Genomic DNA, 20,420 nt, shown 5'->3' with positions numbered 1-20,420 from the left:
AGCTTGCTAACGAAAACAATCGGTTGATACCTCTTTATTGAGGTATCAACCGGTTTGACATTGCCTAAAACTTAGTCAACATGCCAGTTGTCAGGCATGAGTCTGGCGCGAAACGTTGACGGGGTGTCAATTATGGGTGCGCTTCTTCCTCTTATCATCCAACTTATCTCAGGTGCGGTCGGCGGTAATATTGTCGGCGGCATTCTCAAAAACCTGACACTTGGCCCGACTGGCAATACAATCGCTGGCGGCGTTGGTGGACTGGTGGGTGGCTACTTGACGCAATACCTTGGCGCCGGTGGTGCCGCGGCTGTAACAGACGCAGTAGCGTCGTCGGGGCTTGATCTCGGCTCGATCATCAGCAATGTTGCCGGTGGCGGTGTTGGCGGTCTTATCCTTACGGCAATTGTTGGCGCCATCAAAACATCGCTGGCAAAATCCTGATCAGGACAGGACGCAACTGATTTTCAAGGGCGGTCTATCGGCCGCCCTTTTCATTTGAGCTGACGCTTTGACAAGTCTTGTGCCTGACGAGACGTTATGAGCATAGGACCTAGGTATAATGGGACAATTGCAGGCCGGTATTATTCCCGTTACGGCTTTTCAACAGAACTGCACCATCCTTTTTGACAGCGATGACAAGCACGGCGTCCTGATTGATCCGGGCGGTGACAATCAACAGGTGCTTGACGCTATCCGTTCCAACGGCATCACCATTGATGCGATCTGGATTACCCATGGCCATGTGGATCACGCCGCTGGTGCCATGGACATGAAAGAGGCGCTCGGTGTCGATATTATTGGCCCGCACGTGGCGGATAAGTTTCTGCTCGACTCGATGGAAGCCAAGGCCCTGCAATATGGTCTTCAGGGCGACGTGCGCAATTGCACGCCGGATCGCTGGCTTGAGGATGGAGACACGGTTTCGTTTGGCTCGCATGTCTTTGAAGTGCTGCACTGTCCGGGACATGCGCCGGGGCATGTGGTTTTTTACAATCGCGCTGCCAAGTTCGCCCATGTGGGTGATGTGTTGTTCAATGGCTCGGTGGGGCGGACGGATTTGCCCGGCGGCGACCATGAGACACTGATCAGCTCAATCAGGAACAAGCTTTTTCCGCTCGGTGATGATATCGGCTTTATCTGCGGGCATGGGCCTGGCGGCCGGTTTGGCGAAGAGCGCCGCACCAATCCATTTCTGACATAACAAAAGGCCGCCGGAACATTCCGGCGGCCTTTTGCATGTCGCACTGACTGGAGATCAGTTGGCGTTGCAGAAATATTCGCGTCCATCATAACCGCGGAACGTGCCGGTTTCCGGGTTGAAGGAACGGTAGCGGTCGGCGCAATAACGATACCATGACTGTGACCATGGCTGCGCGCTGCCATAATAAGCAGGGCGGACTTCGCGATAAACGCGAACCGGTGCGGCGCGATAGACAGGACGATCATCATAATCGCGATAAACGACATCGGGTTCGCGTGGCTGGGCCAATGCACCGCCGATCAGCGCACCGGCTGCCAAGCCGATTGCACCGGCAGCAAGGGCGTCGCCGCCACGGTGGCCACGATGATGGCGGTAGTAGCCGCGATCACGCCAGCCCCAGTCATCAGCCGATGCTGACGAAGCAAGCGGAACAGCAATCGTTGCAAAAGCTGCTGTTGCAAGAATGGCAATTTTCATACTCTTAAACATCTGTGCCTCCTTTGAAGCATCCCTGGCGAAACTTTCGAACCGCCTGATCGTGTTGGGCTGGACTTTCGTGGGGGCGCCAGCCGTGATGTGTGTTTTAAACGCTCTTGAATGAATGCAAGCTGAACGGAAACCGCACAGTTTCGTTCCCTTCATTCAGGGCACAACACACGACAATATTAGCAAATCAATGGCAAAACATATGTGGAGGGGGTGGAAAGCGGGTAATTTCGGGGCAAAGCCACGCAAAATCTATTCCCGTTGCGGAAGCGCAGCCATCGCCGCGACCGGTTGGGTATGCACTCTCAAGGAAAACCCCCGATTTTAGCCGGGGGCTCCAAAACGGCTTGCGCCGCTAAACTATTCCGAAACCGTGATGTTAACGGCCTTTGGGCCCTTGCCACGACGGTCAGGCTCGGTATCGAAGGAAACCTTCTGATTGTCTGCGAGACCTGTGAGGCCGGACGCCTGTACCGCGGAGATATGGACGAAAATGTCCGCCGCGCCGTCATCCGGTTTGATAAAGCCAAAGCCTTTTTCACTGTTGAAGAATTTGACCGTACCGGTCTGTGCCATGCTCCGTTCCTTTTCCTTACTACCGCGTTCCCCTCCGGGTTTGCGGGATTGGTAGTGTCGCCTTTTGCAAAATACATCCAGCGTAAGTCATGCAGGCAAGTCTCGAATTCAGGAAAGGAGCCGATCATTGCCGGGATTTCTCCCGACCCGGTATTCTTGCGGTTCCGGCGCGCCGTTCTTCCAGTCTTCCAGTGTTCGCAGATGCCCGAACGCTGGAAGACTGCTAGAATAAGTGTTTTTTGGCAAGCAAAAGTTTTTCCAACGTTTAGGCGACTATATCGAACAGCTGTGCAGCTGACATACTTGGTCGCACAAAATTGTTGCCTAGTACCGGTGTATTGGTTGTGACAGACATTGCAATTTGAGGTTGTGGAAGCGGGAATAAGAGTAAAACTGTCCAAATGGTCAAATATTTACGGCTCAATCCTAACGATTGCGCAAAACAATACATGCGCCACCGGCTCCATGCAGCTGGGCGCAGATCGTGTTGGCTTCGCCGCGGGTATCAGCGCCGATGCGCACCGCGTAGATGCCACGCCTGCCCATGGGCGTACGGTAACGGCTGATCACGGGCTCATGCACGTTCAAAATAGCCGGAAAAGCCCGGCGAAGCCGCTCCATCTGGTTCACGGCAGCGGAGCGTCGGAAGTTGCCGGCAATCTGGATGCCCCAGGGCTTTGGCTTGATCTGTGCCATGGAGACTGTGGCAGACCGTACGATCGGTAATTGCCGGCAGGCAACATCGAAATCCAGCTTCGCATTGAGTGGCGCTGCGCCAATCTCTGCGCCAGCGGCAAAGTCGTCGGCCGGACGTCCAGTAATATCAAGCACATAGTCTTCGGTTTCCAGCGGCAGGAACCCGCCGCTCGATAGCCATTTTGACACACGGGTTGGCCCGGCATTATAAGCGGCGGCAGCCAATCCCCAGTTACCGAAGGTTTTCCGTAAATCCTTCAGGAGCGCCGCGGAAGCGGGGAGTGCCTGAGCAAAATCGAATGGATTGTCCAACTGCCGCTCCTTGGCCGTACCCGGCATAAACTGGGCAATGCCCTGCGCGCCGACGGGGCTCAAGGCCTGATCGTCAAAGCGGCTTTCCTTCCAGATCAGCCTTGCAAAGAAGTCGCGCGGCACACCATGGCCATCGGCTTGGGTTGCGATGGCAGCACAAATCTGGCTGACAGTCGGGGCGGGTGGCTGCACCGGCACAGCTACGGAAGGATTATCAGCCGCCCGCACAGCTGATGCGGTCAGCATGGTGAATGATGCAACCAGAGCGATCTTATAAAACCAGTTCACTCAGCCCTCATTCCCCATTCGTGATGCTCTTCAGCATAAAGCACAGAGAAATTGCCGACGAAAGTCTGGCTCGCCTGTTTGTTCGCTATGCGGCGTTCTTAGGTGAAGTTTCCGGCGCAAAAACCTTGATTGCCTTTTCGCGGATACGGAAATGCGCGGGTGTCCACGTGGTCAGGTCGCCATCGGTGTTCACGGCGCGGGGTTTACTCGTTTTGATGGTGACTTCCGTTGTCTGGAAGGCGCGAACATCGTCCCACCGTCCATGGGTGCCCTTGCGCAGGCTGGGCAGGAGACCGAGCAACCGCCACCAGTGATCGACTTCAAGACTATAGAAATCAAGCCGCCCATCATCGGCTGTTGCGGTTTCTTCCACCGTCATGCCGCCGCCATAGTGACGGCCATTGCCAACGGAAACCTGCATCGTCTTGATCGTCTCGACCGAACCATCATGCTCGACATAGGCTGTGAACAGGCGTGACCGGGCGAGAAGGCGGGCAGCGACAATGGCATAGCCGAGCTTACCCCAGCGTTTTTTAGCCTTTTCGGTTAGTTCCGCTGCAAGTTCCGCGCTGAAGCCGATACTGGCGACGTTGAAAAACAAGTTGCCATTGACCTCGCCCAGATCGATAGGACGCGGTTTTGCGGTGAGGATCAGCTCCGCAGCTTTCAAGGGCAGGGGTGGCAAGCCAATTGTCCGGGCAAAATCATTCGCAGTACCAAGCGGCAGGACACCGAGCGGCAGGCCGGTCTCAACAAGACCTGAAGCGGCAGAATTCAGGGTGCCGTCACCGCCGCCAATGATCACTAGATCGCATAGATCTTTCATGCGACGGATCACATCGGAGATGGATTCGTCTTTATCAGATGCAGCATCGATCAGGGTCAGTCCACCCGTTTCAAGCACCTTGCGAATAGGATCGATTGGCTTTCTGCCGCTGCGTGCATTGGGATTGACGATAAAGAGTGCGCGTCTTGGCGGTTTGGCTTTGGTCAATAGATCGGTGCTCCGGCTTGCTGTCAGCCGCAGGTGGGGTTTCATTTGTGGCGAAACAAGGCGGGGGCGGGGATGGATGGATTTTGCCTAAACTGCGCGCTACACAGATCGCCATATGATGTCAGCATGAGAGTTTGAAAATGTCCTCCCTCACCACCATCGGTTTCGACGCAGACGATACGCTCTGGGAAAACGAGCAGTTCTTCCGGTTGTCGGAAAAGCATTTTGAAGCGTTGCTGGCACCCTATACGGATGCGACTGACCTCTCGGACCGGCTTCTGGAAGTCGAGCGGCGCAATCTCGATCTCTATGGTTTTGGTATCAAGGGGTTCACGCTTTCGCTGCTCGAAACCGCCTTGGAAGTGACCGATGGCAAGATTCCCTCATCGGTCCTCAATGAGATTTTGGCGGCTGGCCGCGAAATGCTGCGTCATCCCATTGAAACCCTGCCGCATGTGCAAGCAACGCTGGAACAACTGGCGGGTCGCTACCGGCTGGTGCTGATCACCAAGGGCGATCTTTTCGATCAGGAGCGCAAACTCGCGCAGTCGGGCCTTGGTGATTTCTTTGATGCGGTGGAAATTGTCAGCAACAAGGACCGGGCTACCTATGAACGGATTTTCAGCCGCCATGGCGATGGCCCTGAACGCAGTATGATGATCGGCAATTCGCTGAAATCCGATGTGGTTCCGGCCATTCAGGCGGGTGGCTGGGGCATCTATGTTCCGCATGGGCTGACCTGGGTGCTTGAGCATGTGGATGCACCGGTTGCCGAGCCACGTTTCCGGGAAATCGAGAATCTCGGTGCACTCGCACCTCTGCTTGCTGAAATCGGCTAGCTATTGCTATTCGGCGGCGTGCTGTTCCTGCGCGCCGTCATCGGGACCGTTCGGGTCGCCCGCCAATGTTTCGCAGCCAAGATCCGGGAAGGCAACAACGCGGTTACCCGCGAAATCGGTGCGGACCACCACCAGTCCCTGCTCTTCGAAATAGGTCAGCAGTCGCCGGGCGCGCCGCGCCGAGTGGGTTCCGTAAGCGCGCGCTAACGTTGCATCGGATGGGCAGGGATTTCCCGTCACCGCCGCCTGCGCCACGATAAAAAACACGCCCTGCACATCATCTGGCAGACTTTTCGACAGTTCCAATGCCTGTTGCCATGGCTCGCTCTGTGCGGTCTCGCCGTCAATACCGGCACGGGCGACGGCAAGCTTGCGGCGGAACGCAGGCAGGGAAAGCGCTTCGCCCGGCACGCGGCGAATGCGGCAGCGCACGAGAAAATCCTGATAGAGAACCGCATCGGTGCGAAAACCGGCATCGGGATCGCCAAGCATCTCCTGCATGACACCGTCAATCAATCCGTTGCGCTCAGCCTGATCGATCTCCGGGAAGAGTGTCATGGCGGGTGCTTCCGCTTCGGCCATTGCCTTGGCCTGGCTCAATTGCGCCAGAATGTCAGCTGTTGGTGTTGGCTGCGGTGGTGGAGGCGTGCGCCGCACGACTGGTCGCCGTTCTTCCGGTGCAGGCGTAAAAATCAGATCATGCGCATCATCCGCTTGCTGCGGCAAGGGTGTCAGCTTCGGGCTAGACGAGCGGGCAGAAGTTTCAACCGCTCCAATGGTAACGGGCAGCGGGCGGCGCGACAGGGCAGGGCCAAGTGCCACAAAGTGTCCGCGCGCCAGATCGCGGAATTGTTCGGCCTGCCGCCGCTCCATGCCAAGAAGATCGGAGGCGCGGGCCATATCGATATCAAGGAAGGTACGACCCATTAGGAAGTTGGAGGCTTCGGCAGCGACATTTTTGGCAAGCTTTGCCAGACGCTGCGTGGCGATGACGCCGGCAAGTCCGCGCTTGCGGCCACGGCACATCAAATTGGTCATGGCGCCGAGCGAAAGCTTGCGCGCTTCGTCGGAGACTTCACCGGCCACAGCCGGGGCGAAAAGCTGGGCTTCATCGACGACAACAAGCATCGGATACCAGTAATCACGCTCCGCATCGAACAATCCGCCAAGGAAGGCGGCGGCGCAACGCATCTGCTGTTCGACATCAAGCCCTTCAAGATCGAGCACCACGGAAACCCGGTGCTGGCGGATACGGGCGGCGATACGGGTGAGTTCATTCTCGGTGCGCGCGCCATCAACAACGACGTGACCATACTTATCAGCGAGCGTGACGAAATCGCCTTCCGGATCAATCACGCATTGCTGCACCCATTGGGCGCTCTGTTCGAGCAGGCGGCGCAGAAGATGGGATTTGCCCGAGCCAGAGTTACCCTGCACCAAAAGGCGCGTGGCCAGAAGCTCTTCCAGATCGAGCATGGCTTTTGCGCCTGCGGGCGCCGCCCCCATGTCGATATCGACCTTCATTGCTTCTCCAGACCGGTGGTGATTCCGCGCGTGATAAACCGCGCGAAACTCCTTAGCATTCCTTTTCGCTCATGGGCGAGCGATATGTCGCTTCTCCCCGGAAACCCACAGATGGTTTTGTGCAGCATGGCGAGAAATGGGCTTTGCATTGGCATACAGCGTGGTTCGTGGTTCGACAGGCTCACCATGAGGGAGAGGGGTGGGTTGCAGGGAGCTAAATTCCGCAACTTTGTACTACTACGTTTGCGATTATATGTTCGCGATTAGCCTTGCATCACCCCTCTCCCTCATGGTGAGCCTGTCGAACCACGAACCACGAACCACGAACCACGAACCACGAACTTTAGCTTTGCAATCAGACCAGCGTGCGCTCAAGAAATTCCCGCATCAGAGCCGCGACCTCCTCTGCATGATCTTCCAGCAAAAAATGCCCGCCATCGAAAATATGCAGTTCAGCCTTGGGCAATTGTTCGGCAAAGGCCTTGGCACCGGCAAGCGCGAAGAATGGATCATGCTTGCCCCATGTGATCAGCATGGGCGGCTGATGGTCACGGAAATAGGCCTGAAAATGCGGATACTGCCTGAGGTTTGACTGATAGTCGTAAAGCAGATCGATCTGGGCATCTGCAATACCCGGACGATCAAGGCCGTCCTGTGCATGCATCCAGGCATCGGGGTTGATTCTTGCCGGGTCTTTTGCACCGAAGAGATATTGGCCCTTTGTGTCTCCGATTGTGAGATGGCTGCGCATGGCGGCTTCGGTTTCAGCATTGCGGTTGGCCCATAGGCGCCGGGCGGTGGCAAATCCCTCCGACAGACCTTCCTCATGAGCCACGGCGTTCTGGACGAAAATCGCGGTGATGCGTTCCGGATGGCGGGTAGCGAGACGGAAACCGACGGGGCCGCCAAAGTCCTGCGAGTAGATTGCATAGCGCTTCAGCCCAAGCTTCTGCGTGAACGCGTCAATGATATCGGCCAGATGATCGAATGTGTAGGCGAATTCCTTGTTTGACGGCGCATCGCTGTAACCGGAACCGGGATAATCAGGCGCAACCACATGATAGCGGTCGGCAAGCAATGGAATGAGATCACGGAACATATGTGACGATGTAGGGAAACCATGCAGCAGGAGCAGCGTCGGCGCATCCTTTGGCCCTGCCTCCCGGTAGAAAATATTGAGACCATCAACGTCCTGTGTCCGGTAACTGATCACCGGGCGTGCGTGTTCGTTCGACTGTGACATCGTTCTTGCTCCTGTTACGTGGTGCATTGCACCGTCTAAATTATATTTTAATGGTTACTCGCGCAGAAGTAACTTGTCAAATCGAATTTTGATGGTTACTTTTGGAGTCGAAAGGAAATGCGATGTCGTTTATTTTTCTGGGCAATGCCCTCTGGCTGGATTTCGTCAACACACAGATCATCGACGGCGAGCTTGTTGACCTCATCGGCGGCGGCGATGCTTTTATGCAATGGGCAAGGGCGGCGGATATTCCGGCTGATGAACATGCGACGCATGGCTTTGACGCGGCATTGACTGAAACACGATTGTTTCGGGAACAGTTGCGCGCGGCGGCAAATGATCTGTCTGCGGGCACCGCGCTTAATCCTGCTTTTATCGCCGATATCAACCGGCGCATGGCGGATCATCCTGTCGCGACAGTTCTGGAAAAATCAGGAAGCGGATGGGCAACCCGCTCGATGCCGGTTACCGAGGGGCCTGAGCGCGTTCTGGCTGATATTGCCAGTGATTTTGCCCGGTTCGTTGCCACCGAAGGCACGAATGTCCGCAAATGCAGCAATGAGCGGTGCTGCATCATGTTCTATGACACCAGCAAGAACCACACGCGCCGCTGGTGTAGCATGGAAGCCTGCGGCAACCGGGCCAAAGCTGCCGGTCGCCGCGCGCGCGTTGCTCAATAGGATGGCTTGTTGTTCCCGTCGCGCTTAGTGCGCGACGGCTGGTTCACCGACAACGTCGCTCTTGCTGCTTTTCTTGATGGTCAAAGCGAGCAAGGCTGCGATGAAGCAGAGAATACCGGCGGTGAAAAATGCAGGCAGGTAGCTTGCATATTCCGTGCGGGCAAAACCGCCGCCATAGGCAGCAGATGCGGCTCCAAGCTGGTGACCGGCAAAGACCCAGCCGAACACCATACCGGCCTTTTCGCGGCCAAAACGATCGGTTGCCAGTTTGACGGTTGGCGGTACGGTGGCGATCCAGTCCAATCCATAGAACATGGCGAACAGCGACAGGCCGTAGATGGAGAAGTTGCTGTAAGGCAAAAAGAGCAGCGAGGCACCGCGCAGGCCATAGTACCAGAATAGCAACCAGCGATTATCGACGCGGTCGGACAGCCAGCCGGAACCGATTGTGCCAAAGAAATCGAAGAAGCCCATCATGGCAAGCACGCTGGCCGCCGTCACCGCGGCGAGGCCGTAATCACCGCAAAGCGCCACAAAATGTGTCTGGATGAGACCGTTGGTGCTCGCACCACAGATATAGAATGTAGCGAACAGGACCCAGAACGTGCTGCTGCGGGAGATTTCTTTGAGCGTGGTGATCGGCATAATGATCAGACTCAAAAGTCCACCCGTTACCGGAGCAGTTTTCGTTACTTCGTTTTCGCCATAGGCCGGCAAGCCGACATCCGATGGACGGTCGCGCATCAGCAGGAATACCGCAACCGCAGCGACGGCGAGCAGGGCGCAGACCATCATGGTGGCGGCACGCCAGCCGTAATTTTCACTGATGGAGGCCATAAGTGGCATGAAGGCCAACTGGCCGGTCGCCGAGCTTGCGGTCAGCATGCCAAGCACAAGCCCGCGCCGCTCCGTAAACCAGCGCGTGGCAACGGTTGCGCCGAGCACCATGGCGGTCAAGCCGGTGCCGAAGCCGATCACGACGCCCCATAGCAGGATAAGCTGCCAGATTTCGGTCATGCCGAGGGATAGAAACGAGCCACCTGCGATGAGTGCGAGCGCCACGCAGACAACTTTACGCACACCAAAATAGTTCATGAAAGCGGCGGCAAACGGACCCATCAGGCCGAACAGGAGCAGACGAATGGAAAAGGCGGTTGCGATCTGTTCCGTGGTCCAGCCGAACTCTTTTTCGAGTGGTACGATGAGTACCCCCGGCGCGCCAACAGCCGCCGCGGTAACAAGCATGGTGAGAAAGGTGACGGCAACGACCACCCAGCCATAATGGATATTGCGTCGGGCGAGGGTCGCGGCAAGTGGTGAAGAAATCATGTTCGTTTCCCCGATGGGCGAGTATAGACAATTGATTTAAATGACGGTCATCATCATTGACTATTGATGACGGTCATCATATAAATTGTCAATGCAGTTTTTTTGAAGGAATGTTTCATGCGCGTCAGCAGGGACCAGGCAGCTCAGAACCGCGCCCGCATTGTACAGATCGCGGGGCAGCAGTTCCGCGAAAAGGGCTTTGATGGAATCGGCGTTGCCGACGTCATGAAAAGCGCCGGGCTTACGCATGGTGGCTTCTATGGCCATTTCGATTCAAAGGATGATCTGATTGCCGAGGCCTGCGAAGCTGCCATGGCGCTGTCAGTCCGCAAATGGACGAGCCTTTCCGAGGGCGCTCCGAATAATGCCCTTGCGGCGATCGCCAAGTCCTACCTGACCGGTGACGCGCATGGCGAGGGCAAAATGAGCAGTTGCATGATGGCGGCTCTTGCACCGGATATTGCCCGCCGTGGTGGCCCTGTGCGCTCGCGCTTTACCGAGGGAACAAAGGCGCTGCTCGATATTCTGATCAACGCCGTGACCGGGAATACAAAAGCCAAGCAACGGGAGAAAGCCATTGCTGTTATGGCCGGACTGGTGGGAACAGTCGTTCTGTCCCACGCGGTGGACGATCCGGAATTTGCCAAAGAAATCAACAGGATTGGTGAAGCAGCGTTTGGGAGAGAGACGGAATAGGGTGTGGGATATCTCCGGTTGAAGGGGATATCAATGCCATTTATGTCGATGATTCAAAGGATTGCATAACCCTGCCGCGTGGTTCGACAGGCTCACCATGAGGGAGAGTGAGGGTTGCAGGGAACCAAGTTCTGCAACCTTCGCGATGTTCCGCAATGCTGGCGATTATCCTTGCAACCCACCCATCTCCCTCATGGTGAGCCTGTCGAACCACGCGCGATAAGTGGTGCAACACACCGTCATAAGCCCAAAACTACCGCCCCGGACGTCCCGTTTTCCCCGGACGGCGTTTTTTACGCGCGTCATTGGCATCTTCATAGGAACCGATACCGCTGCGCTCGCGCCTGATAATGGCGTCGTCATTTTTGTTGGTGGCACCGGGATTTGCTGGCTTTTCCGGAACAGCGCCGCGAACAGGTTTCTCTGTCCGGCCCACGGTCATCTCATCCAGCGTGTTCTTGCGGAACTGACCGCCACCCAGAGGCCGGGTGGAATCGCCGCCCATTTCATCCAGATGCGGCTTGCGGAACAGCGGCGAGTTTGGATCGCTGTTCTCATCCGTAACCACACGGTGCATGGCTCGTCCGGCATTGTGCCTGCCTTTGGTACGGCCGGAAACGGGGCTTTCCAGTTCCACCTCGCGCGCCATCGGATCGTCTGAAATAGCGAGTTCCGTTTCGCGCAGACGCTTGATTTCGTCGCGCAGTCTTGCGGCCACTTCGAAGTCGAGATCGTCGGCGGCCACACGCATCTGCTTTTCCAGATGTTCGAGGTGCGATTTGAGGTTGTTCCCCATCATCGCGCCGGAATCAGTAAAGCCGGAAATATCCGCACGAACATGATCGCGCTCGTAAACACTGTTGAGAATATCGCCGATATTCTTCTTGATGCTGGCGGGCGTAATCCCGTGTTCGGTGTTATAGGCCTCCTGCTTTTCGCGGCGGCGGCTGGTTTCCGCCATGGCGCGTTCCATCGAACCGGTGATGTGATCGGCGTAAAGGACAACCTTGCCGTCAATGTTACGGGCGGCACGGCCAATGGTTTGAATCAGGGACGTTTCCGAGCGCAGGAAACCTTCCTTATCAGCGTCGAGAATGGCAACAAATGCGCACTCGGGAATATCCAGACCTTCGCGCAAGAGGTTGATACCAACGAGAACATCAAATGCACCCAGTCTGAGATCGCGCAGGATCTCGATACGCTCCAGCGTGTCGATATCCGAATGCATGTAGCGCACGCGAATGCCCTGTTCATGCAGATATTCCGTCAGGTCTTCCGCCATGCGCTTGGTCAGAACAGTGACCAGCGTGCGATAGCCCTTTGCCGAGGTCTCGCGGATTTCACCGAGAACATCATCGACCTGTGATTTCGCCGGACGCACTTCAACAGGCGGATCGATCAGACCTGTCGGGCGAATAACCTGTTCGGCAAACACACCGCCTGCCTCTTCCATTTCCCAATTGCTGGGGGTGGCGGAAACGGCAACGGTTTGCGGACGCATGGCGTCCCATTCCTCGAAGCGCAGCGGACGATTGTCCAAGCATGAGGGCAAGCGGAAGCCATATTCGGCCAGCGTTGCCTTGCGCCTGAAGTCGCCCTTGTACATGGCGCCAATCTGCGGAACGGTCACATGGCTTTCATCGATGAAGACAAGCGCATTATCTGGAATATATTCGAACAAAGTGGGCGGCGGCTCGCCGGGCTTGCGGCCGGTCAGATAGCGCGAATAGTTCTCGATGCCAGCACAGGAACCTGTCGCCTCAAGCATTTCAAGATCAAAGGTGCAGCGCTGTTCCAGCCGCTGGGCTTCCAGCAGGCGACCAGCCTCGTTCAACTCGACAAGACGATGTTTTAGCTCTTCCTTGATCGACTTGATGGCCTGATTGAGCGTCGGGCGCGGTGTCACATAGTGCGAATTCGCGTAAATCTTCACCTGGCCGAGATCGCCGGTCTTCTGGCCGGTCAGCGGGTCGAATTCAGTGATTGTCTCAATCTCGTCGCCAAACATGGAAATGCGCCAGGCCCTGTCCTCAAGGTGGGCTGGGAACAGTTCAATTGTATCGCCGCGCACCCGGAACGAACCGCGTGTGAAATCCATGTCGCGGCGCTTATATTGCTGCGCCACAAGGTCGGCGAGCAGGGCGCGTTGATCGAGCCGGTCACCGATCTTCATTTCGAAGGTCATGGCCGTATAGGTTTCGACCGATCCGATACCGTAAATGCAGGATACGGACGCGACGATGATCACATCATCGCGTTCCAGCAGCGAACGGGTGGCGGAGTGGCGCATCCGGTCAATCTGTTCGTTGATCGACGATTCCTTTTCGATGAAGGTATCCGAGCGCGGCACATAGGCTTCCGGCTGATAATAATCGTAGTAGGAAACAAAGTACTCGACCGCATTGTTGGGGAAGAAGGATTTGAACTCCCCGTAAAGCTGCGCCGCCAATGTCTTGTTGGGCGCAAGGATCAGTGCCGGGCGCTGGGTTTCCTCGATGACCTTGGCCATGGTGAAGGTCTTGCCCGAGCCGGTGACGCCGAGCAGCACCTGCGTCTTGTCGTCATCGGCGATGCCCGAGACAAGATCGCGGATGGCCGTTGGCTGATCGCCCGATGGTGTGAAATCCGTTTCCATGCGAATGGCGATACCGCCTTCGGATTTTGACGGGCGGGCCGGGCGATGCGGTTGCCAGGCCATGCCGTTCTTGAAAAGCGGATTGCCGCTTTCAATCAGTGCCGACAGGGCGGCAACCGTTGCCGTTGCTCCTCCGGCGGGCAGACTACCCACATCCTCAAGCGCAATATCGAGCCCTGCGACGGGGTTTAGCCCGGCAGCAGCGCGCGTCTTGGGATCGCTCGATCCGCCAATGGATGTGCCGCGCGACGTTCTGGAACTGCTGTTTTCCTTGGCAGCCGTCTTCTTCGGCTTTACCGGTTTGGGCTTTGCCTTGGCGGTTTCCTCAGAAATCTGTTTGGCCCAATCGCTGATCGAGCCGGAAAGCGGTGTGCCTTCCAGTTCAGACTGCGGCGCTTCGCCGAAACCATCTGCGTTATATTTGTCAGGAGATTTAACCATGGGTTGAATATGGTGGGAGTCCGGCGAAATGGAAAGACCCAACTCTGCAAAAGTCACCCGAAGCGACAGGCTACTGACATAAGGTTGTCAGTAGGAATGTCAGGGGCGAGGCTGGAATAGTCCGAGCTATAGGCTCGAAAACCCGATCAACCGTAGCGCAGTTTCAGCCCGAGGATGGTCAGAATAAGCAGAAGCGTAGCACCATTTGCGGCGATGACCGGCCACGAACTGATCATGACGCCATAAAACAGCCAAAGCAGGACACCAAGCGCCAAGGAAACGTTGGTGACCAGCGAAATACTGCCAGTCTCCCGGTACCGTACGATCTTGATGATCTGCGGAACCCAGCACAGGGTGGTGATCAAGGCAGCGAGGCTACCCACAAGCTCGATATGCTGATCCACGGAATAAACTTTCAGAAAATGAGAGAATTGAAATATGAGGAGATTCTTCGAAAAAATACAGCGAAATCATGACGTAACCGGCTAGCAGCGATAAAAATTTATATCGCGGATTGTTGATCGCGTGTCTTTTGCGCGCCGACTATTGAACGGCACCCAGAAGACGGGCTGGCAAATAAATCACAAGGGATGCGGCACCCGTTATGACAGAGGTTCCGTCGGCCAGAACGGACTGTCCGGCAGGCGTTTCGTCACCATCGAGTACCTTCTGCGACAGCTGCCCGCTCCGCACCATGTTCATCAGTGTTGGCGAGCTGGCAAAGACGCCATGTGAGCCGCCATCCAGATCCGACGCGTCAAGGACGACGATGCCGAGTTTCTGCAACACGGCAATACTGCTGCCATCGCCAACGCGCGGGTGCCCGCCGGTAATGCGGCCGGAGAAATTGAGCGCCGTGTCAGCGCGGGACACAAGAACGGTAAAGGGCTTGGGCAGCGTGCCGATATCGGCAACCTGGCTCTTGAACACATCAATATCGATATCCGGCGCGGCCAGCATTACGCCAGAAAAGCGTTTGAAAACATCGCGATGACCGGTTTGCGCCAGTTTTGTCAGGGCTTCCATAACCACGAACGAGCCCATGGAATGTCCGACCAGCAGGATTTTTGTCGCCTTGGTCGATGCAGCAAGTTGCAGGAGTTCAGCCAGACCATCACGGCCATAGGTGGCGCTGTCGCGATCATAGACATAGAGGCCGAGCGAACCTGCCGATGGCCAGGAATATTGGACCGCTACGGCGGGAAGGCCATAATCATAGGCAAACTGTGCCTGACGGAAAACGCTGTCGGCAAAATTGTTGTTGTAGCCATGGACGAAAACAAAAAGCTCGCGCTGGCCCGCCGGCCGCTTGGCCAGTTCCGCGTTGATCTTGTCAACGAAGACGCGTTTGTCGCCATAGGGCTGGAAGGCTGTGGCGGCAAAATCGCGGGCCGGATTGGGCTTGCTGCTGCTCTTTTCCACTTCGCCGCTTTTGTGATTGGGCGGAATACCCACATCAACACGGGCAAAATTGAGCGATACGGAGCGTTTCGATGAATAGGGCAGGGAGAGATTGTCCGAACGCTCACGGCTTGTTGCAACGAAAATCGGAATGACCGCTTTCGGACCTGTTTTATCGTTCAGCACGGGGGACGGCACGGCAGCATTGGCCTTGACGATATTCTGGGAGGTAAGGCCAAGCACGGCGCGACCACCGCAGCCTGTCAGCACAAGCATGACGAGCAGAAAGGCCGACAAGCGGGAAACGTTCATGATCGCACTCCGAACTGCATTCCAGAGTTAGAACCAGTATTTAGACCGCACCGCAACCTAAAAGCATCCATCGACATGGAATTGTCACGCTGATCACTGACCAGCGTGACAATTTTCCAACAATGGAACCACCCATTTCGTCAGACGATCAACGGGTCGCGGCCCATGTTCAGATGCAGTTCATGGCCGTCATAGGCGTGGGCTTCGGCTACAGCTTCATTCAGTTCCACCCCGAGGCCCGGCGCTGTTGGCGGAATGATGTAGCCTTCCTCCCATTGAATGGGCTTTTTGAGAATTTCCGCATGAAAACCGCCGAAAGCCTGAATACATTCGAGAATGAGGAAATTGGGGCTGCAGGTAGAAAGCTGGATATTGGCAGCGCCGACAATCGGCCCGCAATAGAGATGCGGCGCGATCTGCGCATGGAATGTCTCGGCCATGCCAGCAATTTTCTTCGCTTCAAGAATGCCGCCGACGCGCCCGAGATTCATTTGCAGGATATTGGCAGCACGGTTCACCAGCAGCCGCTGAAACTCGTATTTCGTCGTCAGACGTTCGCCCGCCGCAACGGGGATGGAGGTGTGTTGCTGCACATAGGCCATGTTTTCAGGCATATCAGGCGGAACAGGTTCTTCCAGCCAGAGCGGGTCATAGGGCTCAAGCCGCTTTGCCAGTCTTACGGCGCTGGTGGGCGTCATCTGGCCGTGCGTACCGAACAGGAGGTCGGCCTTCGAGCCAACCGCTTCACGCACGAGGCGGACGAATTTTTCTCCGAGATCAAGCTGTTCGAGCGAAAGCTGACGCGGATCGAAAGAAGTATAGGGCGCGACCGGATCGAATTTTACCGCCGTATAGCCTTCGGCCACATATTCGGCGGCGCGCTCCGCCGAGGCTTCGGCATTCCAGTAGATCGCCGATGTCTCGCCCAGCTCGGGCTTCGGGTAGAGATAGGTGTAGCTGCGCAGCCGCCCATGCACCCGCCCGCCCAGCAGTTCATAAACGGGTTTATCCGCTTCCTTGCCGATAATGTCCCAGCAGGCCATTTCGAGTGCCGACACGGCGCCCATGATGGTCACGTCAGGGCGCTGGGTGAACCCGCCGGAATAGGCACGGCGAAAGAATCGCTCAATATGATGTGGGTCTTCGCCAATCAGCCAGCGTTCTGCCACATCCTCGACCACCTTGCGCATGACCTGTGGGCTGACGGTCGAATTATAGGCTTCGCCATAGCCAACAACGCCGGAATCGGTGGTGAGTTTGACAAAGAGGAACCATGTGCCACCGAACGAGGGCGGGGGATTGCCGACGACAAAGGTTTTTACATCGGTGATTTTCATGGCCTGCTCCGGTCGTTCACTGTCATTGCGACCCTAAGCGAGTGGGCGGTGATGTCAAAAACCGTGCAGCGACCCGGCATGTCGGCTTTCTGACAGTTCTTGCACGCAAGGTCTTTCCATTGCCTCTATTGCACTGCATCATCAATGCAGATGATTTGCTACGGAGACCGGAATTGACTGAAGAAACCAAGCCAATCGGCGAACTGACCCTGCGTACGCTCGCCATGCCAGCGGATGCCAATGCAGCTGGCGATATTTTCGGCGGCTGGGTTATGGCGCAGATGGATTTGTCCTGCGGGATTCGGGCGGCGGAGCGGGCGCGTGGTCGCGTGGTGACGGCGGCTGTAAAAGAGATGGCTTTTGCCAAGCCGGTCAAGATCGGCGACACGCTGTGTGTTTACACCCATATCGAGCGTGTCGGGCGCACATCCATCACCCTGAAGGTGGAGGCATGGGCACAGCGCTATCTTTCCGATCTGATGGAACGCGTTACCCATGCGGATTTCGTCATGGTGGCACTTGATTCATCGGGCAATCCAACGCCAGTGCCGCCTGAGACAAAGGGCTAGCCGCCGATCATATATTTGTCCCAGAAATTGGCTTGCGGATCGATCTGTTCGACAATGTCGATCCAAAGCCCCGACGGGTCGTGAAAGCCAAAACGGCGCTGGCCGAAAGGTTCGTCGGTGAGTGGATATTCGACCTGCAATCCTGTGGCGACGATTTTTTCATATGCCGCGGCGGCGTCTTCCACCTGCAATTCAAAACACATGCCCTTGCCGCCAAAGCTTTCCGGGCCGGGCGGTGCTGATGGATGATCCGGCGTCATAAAGGCGATGGAAGCCGTGTGATCTTCGCCTGAAAGCCAGCAGAACCATGTGCTGTCAAAGCCGCTGGTAAAGCCGAGATGCCGTATCCAGAAATCGCGGCATGCCTCTTTTCTGTCGGTGACGATGATCGGGTAGCGATCGGTAAAGCGCATGGTAGGCCTTTCCTGAAGGTTGGGATTTACCAGCATTAAAGGCAGCTGACCCGCCAATGACAAGGGTGTTTTGTCAGGAGTGTTCATGCACCTTCATTCGAATATGGTGATGGGTGGAGATAAACTGGCTGTGGGTTAACACCCTAAAAAGCTTGGAATAAAACGCTGTATCAGGCACCATTTGTGCGGATGGGATATTTGAGGGCGGCAAATGACATTATCTGGGGCAATCCGGAACTATTCGCGTAAGCGCGGTGAAGGCGATAGTGCAAAGGTCGATTTCGTCGAACTGTTCTTCGACCTCGTCTTTGTGTTCGCGATCACCCAGATTTCGCATTTTCTGCTGCATGATCTCAGCCTCAAGGGGCTCGGCGAAAGCACGCTGCTGCTGGCGGCAGTCTGGTGGGTGTGGGTCTATACGGCCTGGGTCACGAACTGGCTTGACCCGACAACACCGCCCGTCCGGGTCATGCTTTTCGTGCTGATGCTGGCGGGGCTGGTACTATCAACCTCGATACCCACGGCTTTTGCCGGGCGCGGACTGGTTTTTGCCATGGCGTTTGTCACGATGCAGCTTGGCCGCTCACTCTTCATGATGTGGGCGATGCGTCACCACAATCGCTCCAACTATATCAACTTTGTCCGTATCTCGATCTGGCTGACCATGTCAGGCATATTCTGGATCACAGGTGGTCTGGCCGAGCCGGAAAACCGGGTATATTTCTGGCTCATTGCCCTGCTGATCGAGATTGCGGGACCGGCGATGGGTTTTCGCACGCCGGGTCTTGGCGCTTCGTCCACGACAGACTGGGATGTGGACGGCGACCATATGGCCGAGCGGGCGGCGCTGTTCATCATCATCGCATTAGGCGAATCCATTCTCGTTTCCGGTGCGACGTTCGCCGAGCAGGAATGGACGTTTATTTCGTTTTCGGCCTTCCTGACCACCTTTGTCGCCTCGGTGGCAATGTGGCTGATCTACTTCAATGTCGGGCAGTTGCGCGCCCACCATAAAATCGCTTCGACGGATGATCCGGGCCGCATCGCCCGTGTTGCCTATACCTATATCCATGTGTTGCTGGTGGCGGGTATTATCGTTGTGGCGGTTTCAGATGAGCTGATCTTGGCGCACCCGACCGGCCATTCTGCACCCGCTGTCCTGTGGACCTCCATCGGCGGCACGGCGCTCTATCTGATCGGTAATCTGCTGTTCAAGGGCTATGTCGAGGGCAGGCCGCCACTGTCTCACATCGCAGGACTAGTGCTATGCGCGGTTCTGGCGTTTGCAGGTGGTGCGCTTTCTCCGCTGGTGCTTGGCGCTGCCACCAGCCTGATCCTCATCGTCGTGACAATCTGGGAATATATCGGCCGGGTTCAAGAACCGGCCCATCACTAGGGCGGACTAACGGCAGGCCCGATGACCATTTCTCCTTTGCATGAGGTCGAAGTGAAAATGGTCCTTGTGGAAAATGTCATAGCCGGGTCCAAGCACCGTGGTGAAATAATCGCAGGCGTCGGAACGAACATTGTTGAGCAATCCACGCTGGCGGAAAGCGAAGAAGCCCGGTTTCTGCACCTTGATATCCGTGCCATTGTTCAGGGTGATTTTTGCAATATCCAGCGCATTGCCCTTGGAATGTTCAGACATATTGGCACCGCGCCGGTTGCTCATGGTCCGGCAGGAATAGCTGGATGCCTGATGGATGGTGTTGACGCCGGAGAGATAGCGCAGCCGCGTTGACGGTGAGAGATCACCTTTGACCCAGCGGGCGAAGGCCAAGGTCATCTGGCAATTCAGGGTTGCGCTCGGTTTCAGCCGGATTTGCCCGCTGGCAAAGCCGCTGACGTTGAGCGGATTGTCGATGCGGCAGACGCCGCCATCATTGATGGGCGCGCGCTCCTGAAAAACGACGCCAAGCTGTTTGAGCTGTGTTCGGCAGGCAACTTCGCTTGCGGGCATGCCATAACGGCTTTCATTGCGGGAAACAGGATCGCGAAGGTTGCCGCCCGCATAGCCATAATTCTGTTGATTGCTTGCCACCGCGTGGTTTTCCTCCGTCATAACGGGCTGTTCGGCTGCAAGATTCTGTTCGGCGGGAGGGCTTTGCTCGTTTGCCGCGGGCTGATCTACCTCATTGTTTGCAACGCGGCTTTCTTCACCAGCCAGAGAATTATCAGCAATGGACGTATCGGTGGTTGTGTCCGCGGGCGGAGCCTCGGCGATATAGGTGTCGCTTTCTGTTGTGCTGGAGCCATGGCCGACATTGGCTTGCGGACGCCTGACATCGCCCATGCCGCAGGCGCTGAGCGCGGTTGCCGTGCACAGGACAAAGACGGTCGAAAGGCGCCGCAAGGGTACGGCGGACGACAACGCAAAACTCATGTCACCACATCCTTTTCGCCTGAAATCAAGCGTCGATGCGATAAAATAAAGCCAAAATGTAA

General features: G+C 56.3%; 20 protein-coding genes. 7 read left to right on the top strand and 13 right to left on the bottom strand.

What is annotated here, in order from left to right; translation table 11 throughout:
* Window positions 1-132 precede the first annotated feature (132 nt).
* Both BLU05_RS04555 and BLU05_RS04550 read left to right on the top strand, forming a co-directional pair.
* On the top strand, window positions 133-444 hold the full coding sequence (locus BLU05_RS04555) for a hypothetical protein (protein ID WP_091877992.1): 312 nt from the start codon (window positions 133-135) through the stop codon (window positions 442-444).
* 118 nt (window positions 445-562) lie between these two features.
* On the top strand, window positions 563-1,204 hold the full coding sequence (locus tag BLU05_RS04550) for an MBL fold metallo-hydrolase (RefSeq protein WP_091877991.1): 642 nt from the start codon (window positions 563-565) through the stop codon (window positions 1,202-1,204).
* A 54-nt stretch (window positions 1,205-1,258) separates the two neighbouring features.
* Here BLU05_RS04550 and BLU05_RS04545 read toward each other — a convergent pair whose 3' ends face one another.
* The 4 genes from BLU05_RS04545 to BLU05_RS04530 form a co-directional block, all read right to left on the bottom strand.
* The gene (locus BLU05_RS04545; RefSeq protein WP_091877990.1) at window positions 1,259-1,693 is read right to left on the bottom strand and encodes a BA14K family protein; all 435 of its coding nucleotides are present in this window, start codon (window positions 1,691-1,693) and stop codon (window positions 1,259-1,261) included.
* Window positions 1,694-2,050: 357 nt separating this feature from the next.
* On the bottom strand, window positions 2,051-2,266 hold the full coding sequence (locus BLU05_RS04540) for a cold-shock protein (RefSeq protein ID WP_091877989.1): 216 nt from the start codon (window positions 2,264-2,266) through the stop codon (window positions 2,051-2,053).
* A 426-nt stretch (window positions 2,267-2,692) separates the two neighbouring features.
* On the bottom strand, window positions 2,693-3,562 hold the full coding sequence (locus BLU05_RS04535; RefSeq protein WP_244518145.1) for a lytic transglycosylase domain-containing protein: 870 nt from the start codon (window positions 3,560-3,562) through the stop codon (window positions 2,693-2,695).
* A gap of 85 nt (window positions 3,563-3,647) precedes the next feature.
* Window positions 3,648-4,556, bottom strand: coding sequence for a lipid kinase (locus tag BLU05_RS04530; RefSeq protein ID WP_091877988.1), 909 nt, complete (start codon window positions 4,554-4,556; stop codon window positions 3,648-3,650).
* A gap of 140 nt (window positions 4,557-4,696) precedes the next feature.
* On the opposite strand from BLU05_RS04530, the gene BLU05_RS04525 reads away from it, so the two are divergent.
* The gene (locus tag BLU05_RS04525) at window positions 4,697-5,395 is read left to right on the top strand and encodes an HAD family hydrolase (RefSeq protein ID WP_091877987.1); all 699 of its coding nucleotides are present in this window, start codon (window positions 4,697-4,699) and stop codon (window positions 5,393-5,395) included.
* Window positions 5,396-5,401: 6 nt separating this feature from the next.
* Here the strand turns inward: BLU05_RS04525 and BLU05_RS04520 are convergent, their stop codons facing one another.
* Window positions 5,402-6,919, bottom strand: coding sequence for a helicase HerA domain-containing protein (locus BLU05_RS04520; protein WP_091877986.1), 1,518 nt, complete (start codon window positions 6,917-6,919; stop codon window positions 5,402-5,404).
* Between the two features lie 355 nt (window positions 6,920-7,274).
* Window positions 7,275-8,162 carry an alpha/beta fold hydrolase gene (locus tag BLU05_RS04515; protein ID WP_210184589.1) on the bottom strand — a complete coding sequence of 296 codons (888 nt, stop codon included), beginning with the start codon at window positions 8,160-8,162 and terminating at the stop codon, window positions 7,275-7,277.
* 122 nt (window positions 8,163-8,284) lie between these two features.
* On the opposite strand from BLU05_RS04515, the gene BLU05_RS04510 reads away from it, so the two are divergent.
* Complete coding sequence (locus tag BLU05_RS04510) at window positions 8,285-8,842, top strand: CGNR zinc finger domain-containing protein (RefSeq protein WP_091877984.1); 558 nt, start codon at window positions 8,285-8,287, stop codon at window positions 8,840-8,842.
* A gap of 24 nt (window positions 8,843-8,866) precedes the next feature.
* Here the strand turns inward: BLU05_RS04510 and BLU05_RS04505 are convergent, their stop codons facing one another.
* Window positions 8,867-10,171: an MFS transporter gene (locus BLU05_RS04505; protein WP_091877983.1), complete on the bottom strand. Its 1,305-nt coding sequence runs from the start codon at window positions 10,169-10,171 to the stop codon at window positions 8,867-8,869.
* Window positions 10,172-10,288: 117 nt separating this feature from the next.
* On the opposite strand from BLU05_RS04505, the gene BLU05_RS04500 reads away from it, so the two are divergent.
* Complete coding sequence (locus BLU05_RS04500) at window positions 10,289-10,867, top strand: TetR/AcrR family transcriptional regulator (protein WP_091877982.1); 579 nt, start codon at window positions 10,289-10,291, stop codon at window positions 10,865-10,867.
* A 253-nt stretch (window positions 10,868-11,120) separates the two neighbouring features.
* On the opposite strand, the gene uvrB is transcribed toward BLU05_RS04500, so the two are convergent.
* From uvrB to BLU05_RS04480, 4 genes are all read right to left on the bottom strand, one after another.
* A complete protein-coding gene (gene uvrB / locus BLU05_RS04495; RefSeq protein WP_091877981.1) occupies window positions 11,121-13,943 on the bottom strand; it encodes an excinuclease ABC subunit UvrB in 2,823 nt (940 codons plus the stop codon).
* A 146-nt stretch (window positions 13,944-14,089) separates the two neighbouring features.
* Window positions 14,090-14,347: a SemiSWEET family sugar transporter gene (locus BLU05_RS04490; protein ID WP_091877980.1), complete on the bottom strand. Its 258-nt coding sequence runs from the start codon at window positions 14,345-14,347 to the stop codon at window positions 14,090-14,092.
* A gap of 139 nt (window positions 14,348-14,486) precedes the next feature.
* A complete protein-coding gene (locus tag BLU05_RS04485) occupies window positions 14,487-15,656 on the bottom strand; it encodes an alpha/beta hydrolase (protein ID WP_091877979.1) in 1,170 nt (389 codons plus the stop codon).
* 140 nt (window positions 15,657-15,796) lie between these two features.
* The gene (locus tag BLU05_RS04480) at window positions 15,797-16,993 is read right to left on the bottom strand and encodes a mandelate racemase/muconate lactonizing enzyme family protein (RefSeq protein ID WP_091877978.1); all 1,197 of its coding nucleotides are present in this window, start codon (window positions 16,991-16,993) and stop codon (window positions 15,797-15,799) included.
* A gap of 224 nt (window positions 16,994-17,217) precedes the next feature.
* Here BLU05_RS04480 and BLU05_RS04475 point away from each other — a divergent pair, with 224 nt between their 5' ends.
* The gene (locus BLU05_RS04475; RefSeq protein WP_091878514.1) at window positions 17,218-17,562 is read left to right on the top strand and encodes an acyl-CoA thioesterase; all 345 of its coding nucleotides are present in this window, start codon (window positions 17,218-17,220) and stop codon (window positions 17,560-17,562) included.
* On the opposite strand, the gene BLU05_RS04470 is transcribed toward BLU05_RS04475, so the two are convergent.
* Window positions 17,559-17,975: a VOC family protein gene (locus BLU05_RS04470; protein WP_091877977.1), complete on the bottom strand. Its 417-nt coding sequence runs from the start codon at window positions 17,973-17,975 to the stop codon at window positions 17,559-17,561. The genes BLU05_RS04475 and BLU05_RS04470 overlap by 4 nt on opposite strands.
* Before the next feature lie 211 nt (window positions 17,976-18,186).
* Between BLU05_RS04470 and BLU05_RS04465 the strand changes: the two genes are divergently transcribed.
* A complete protein-coding gene (locus tag BLU05_RS04465) occupies window positions 18,187-19,371 on the top strand; it encodes a low temperature requirement protein A (protein ID WP_091877976.1) in 1,185 nt (394 codons plus the stop codon).
* A gap of 6 nt (window positions 19,372-19,377) precedes the next feature.
* Here BLU05_RS04465 and BLU05_RS04460 read toward each other — a convergent pair whose 3' ends face one another.
* Window positions 19,378-20,358: an extensin-like domain-containing protein gene (locus BLU05_RS04460; protein WP_091877975.1), complete on the bottom strand. Its 981-nt coding sequence runs from the start codon at window positions 20,356-20,358 to the stop codon at window positions 19,378-19,380.
* Between the last annotated feature and the right edge of the window lie 62 nt (window positions 20,359-20,420).

It is taken from the genome of Phyllobacterium sp. OV277, from assembly GCF_900104355.1.
Classification (GTDB): Bacteria; Pseudomonadota; Alphaproteobacteria; order Rhizobiales; family Rhizobiaceae; genus Phyllobacterium.
Note: the sequence above shows the minus strand (reverse complement) of the source record. Positions and strands in the feature narration are given on the sequence as shown.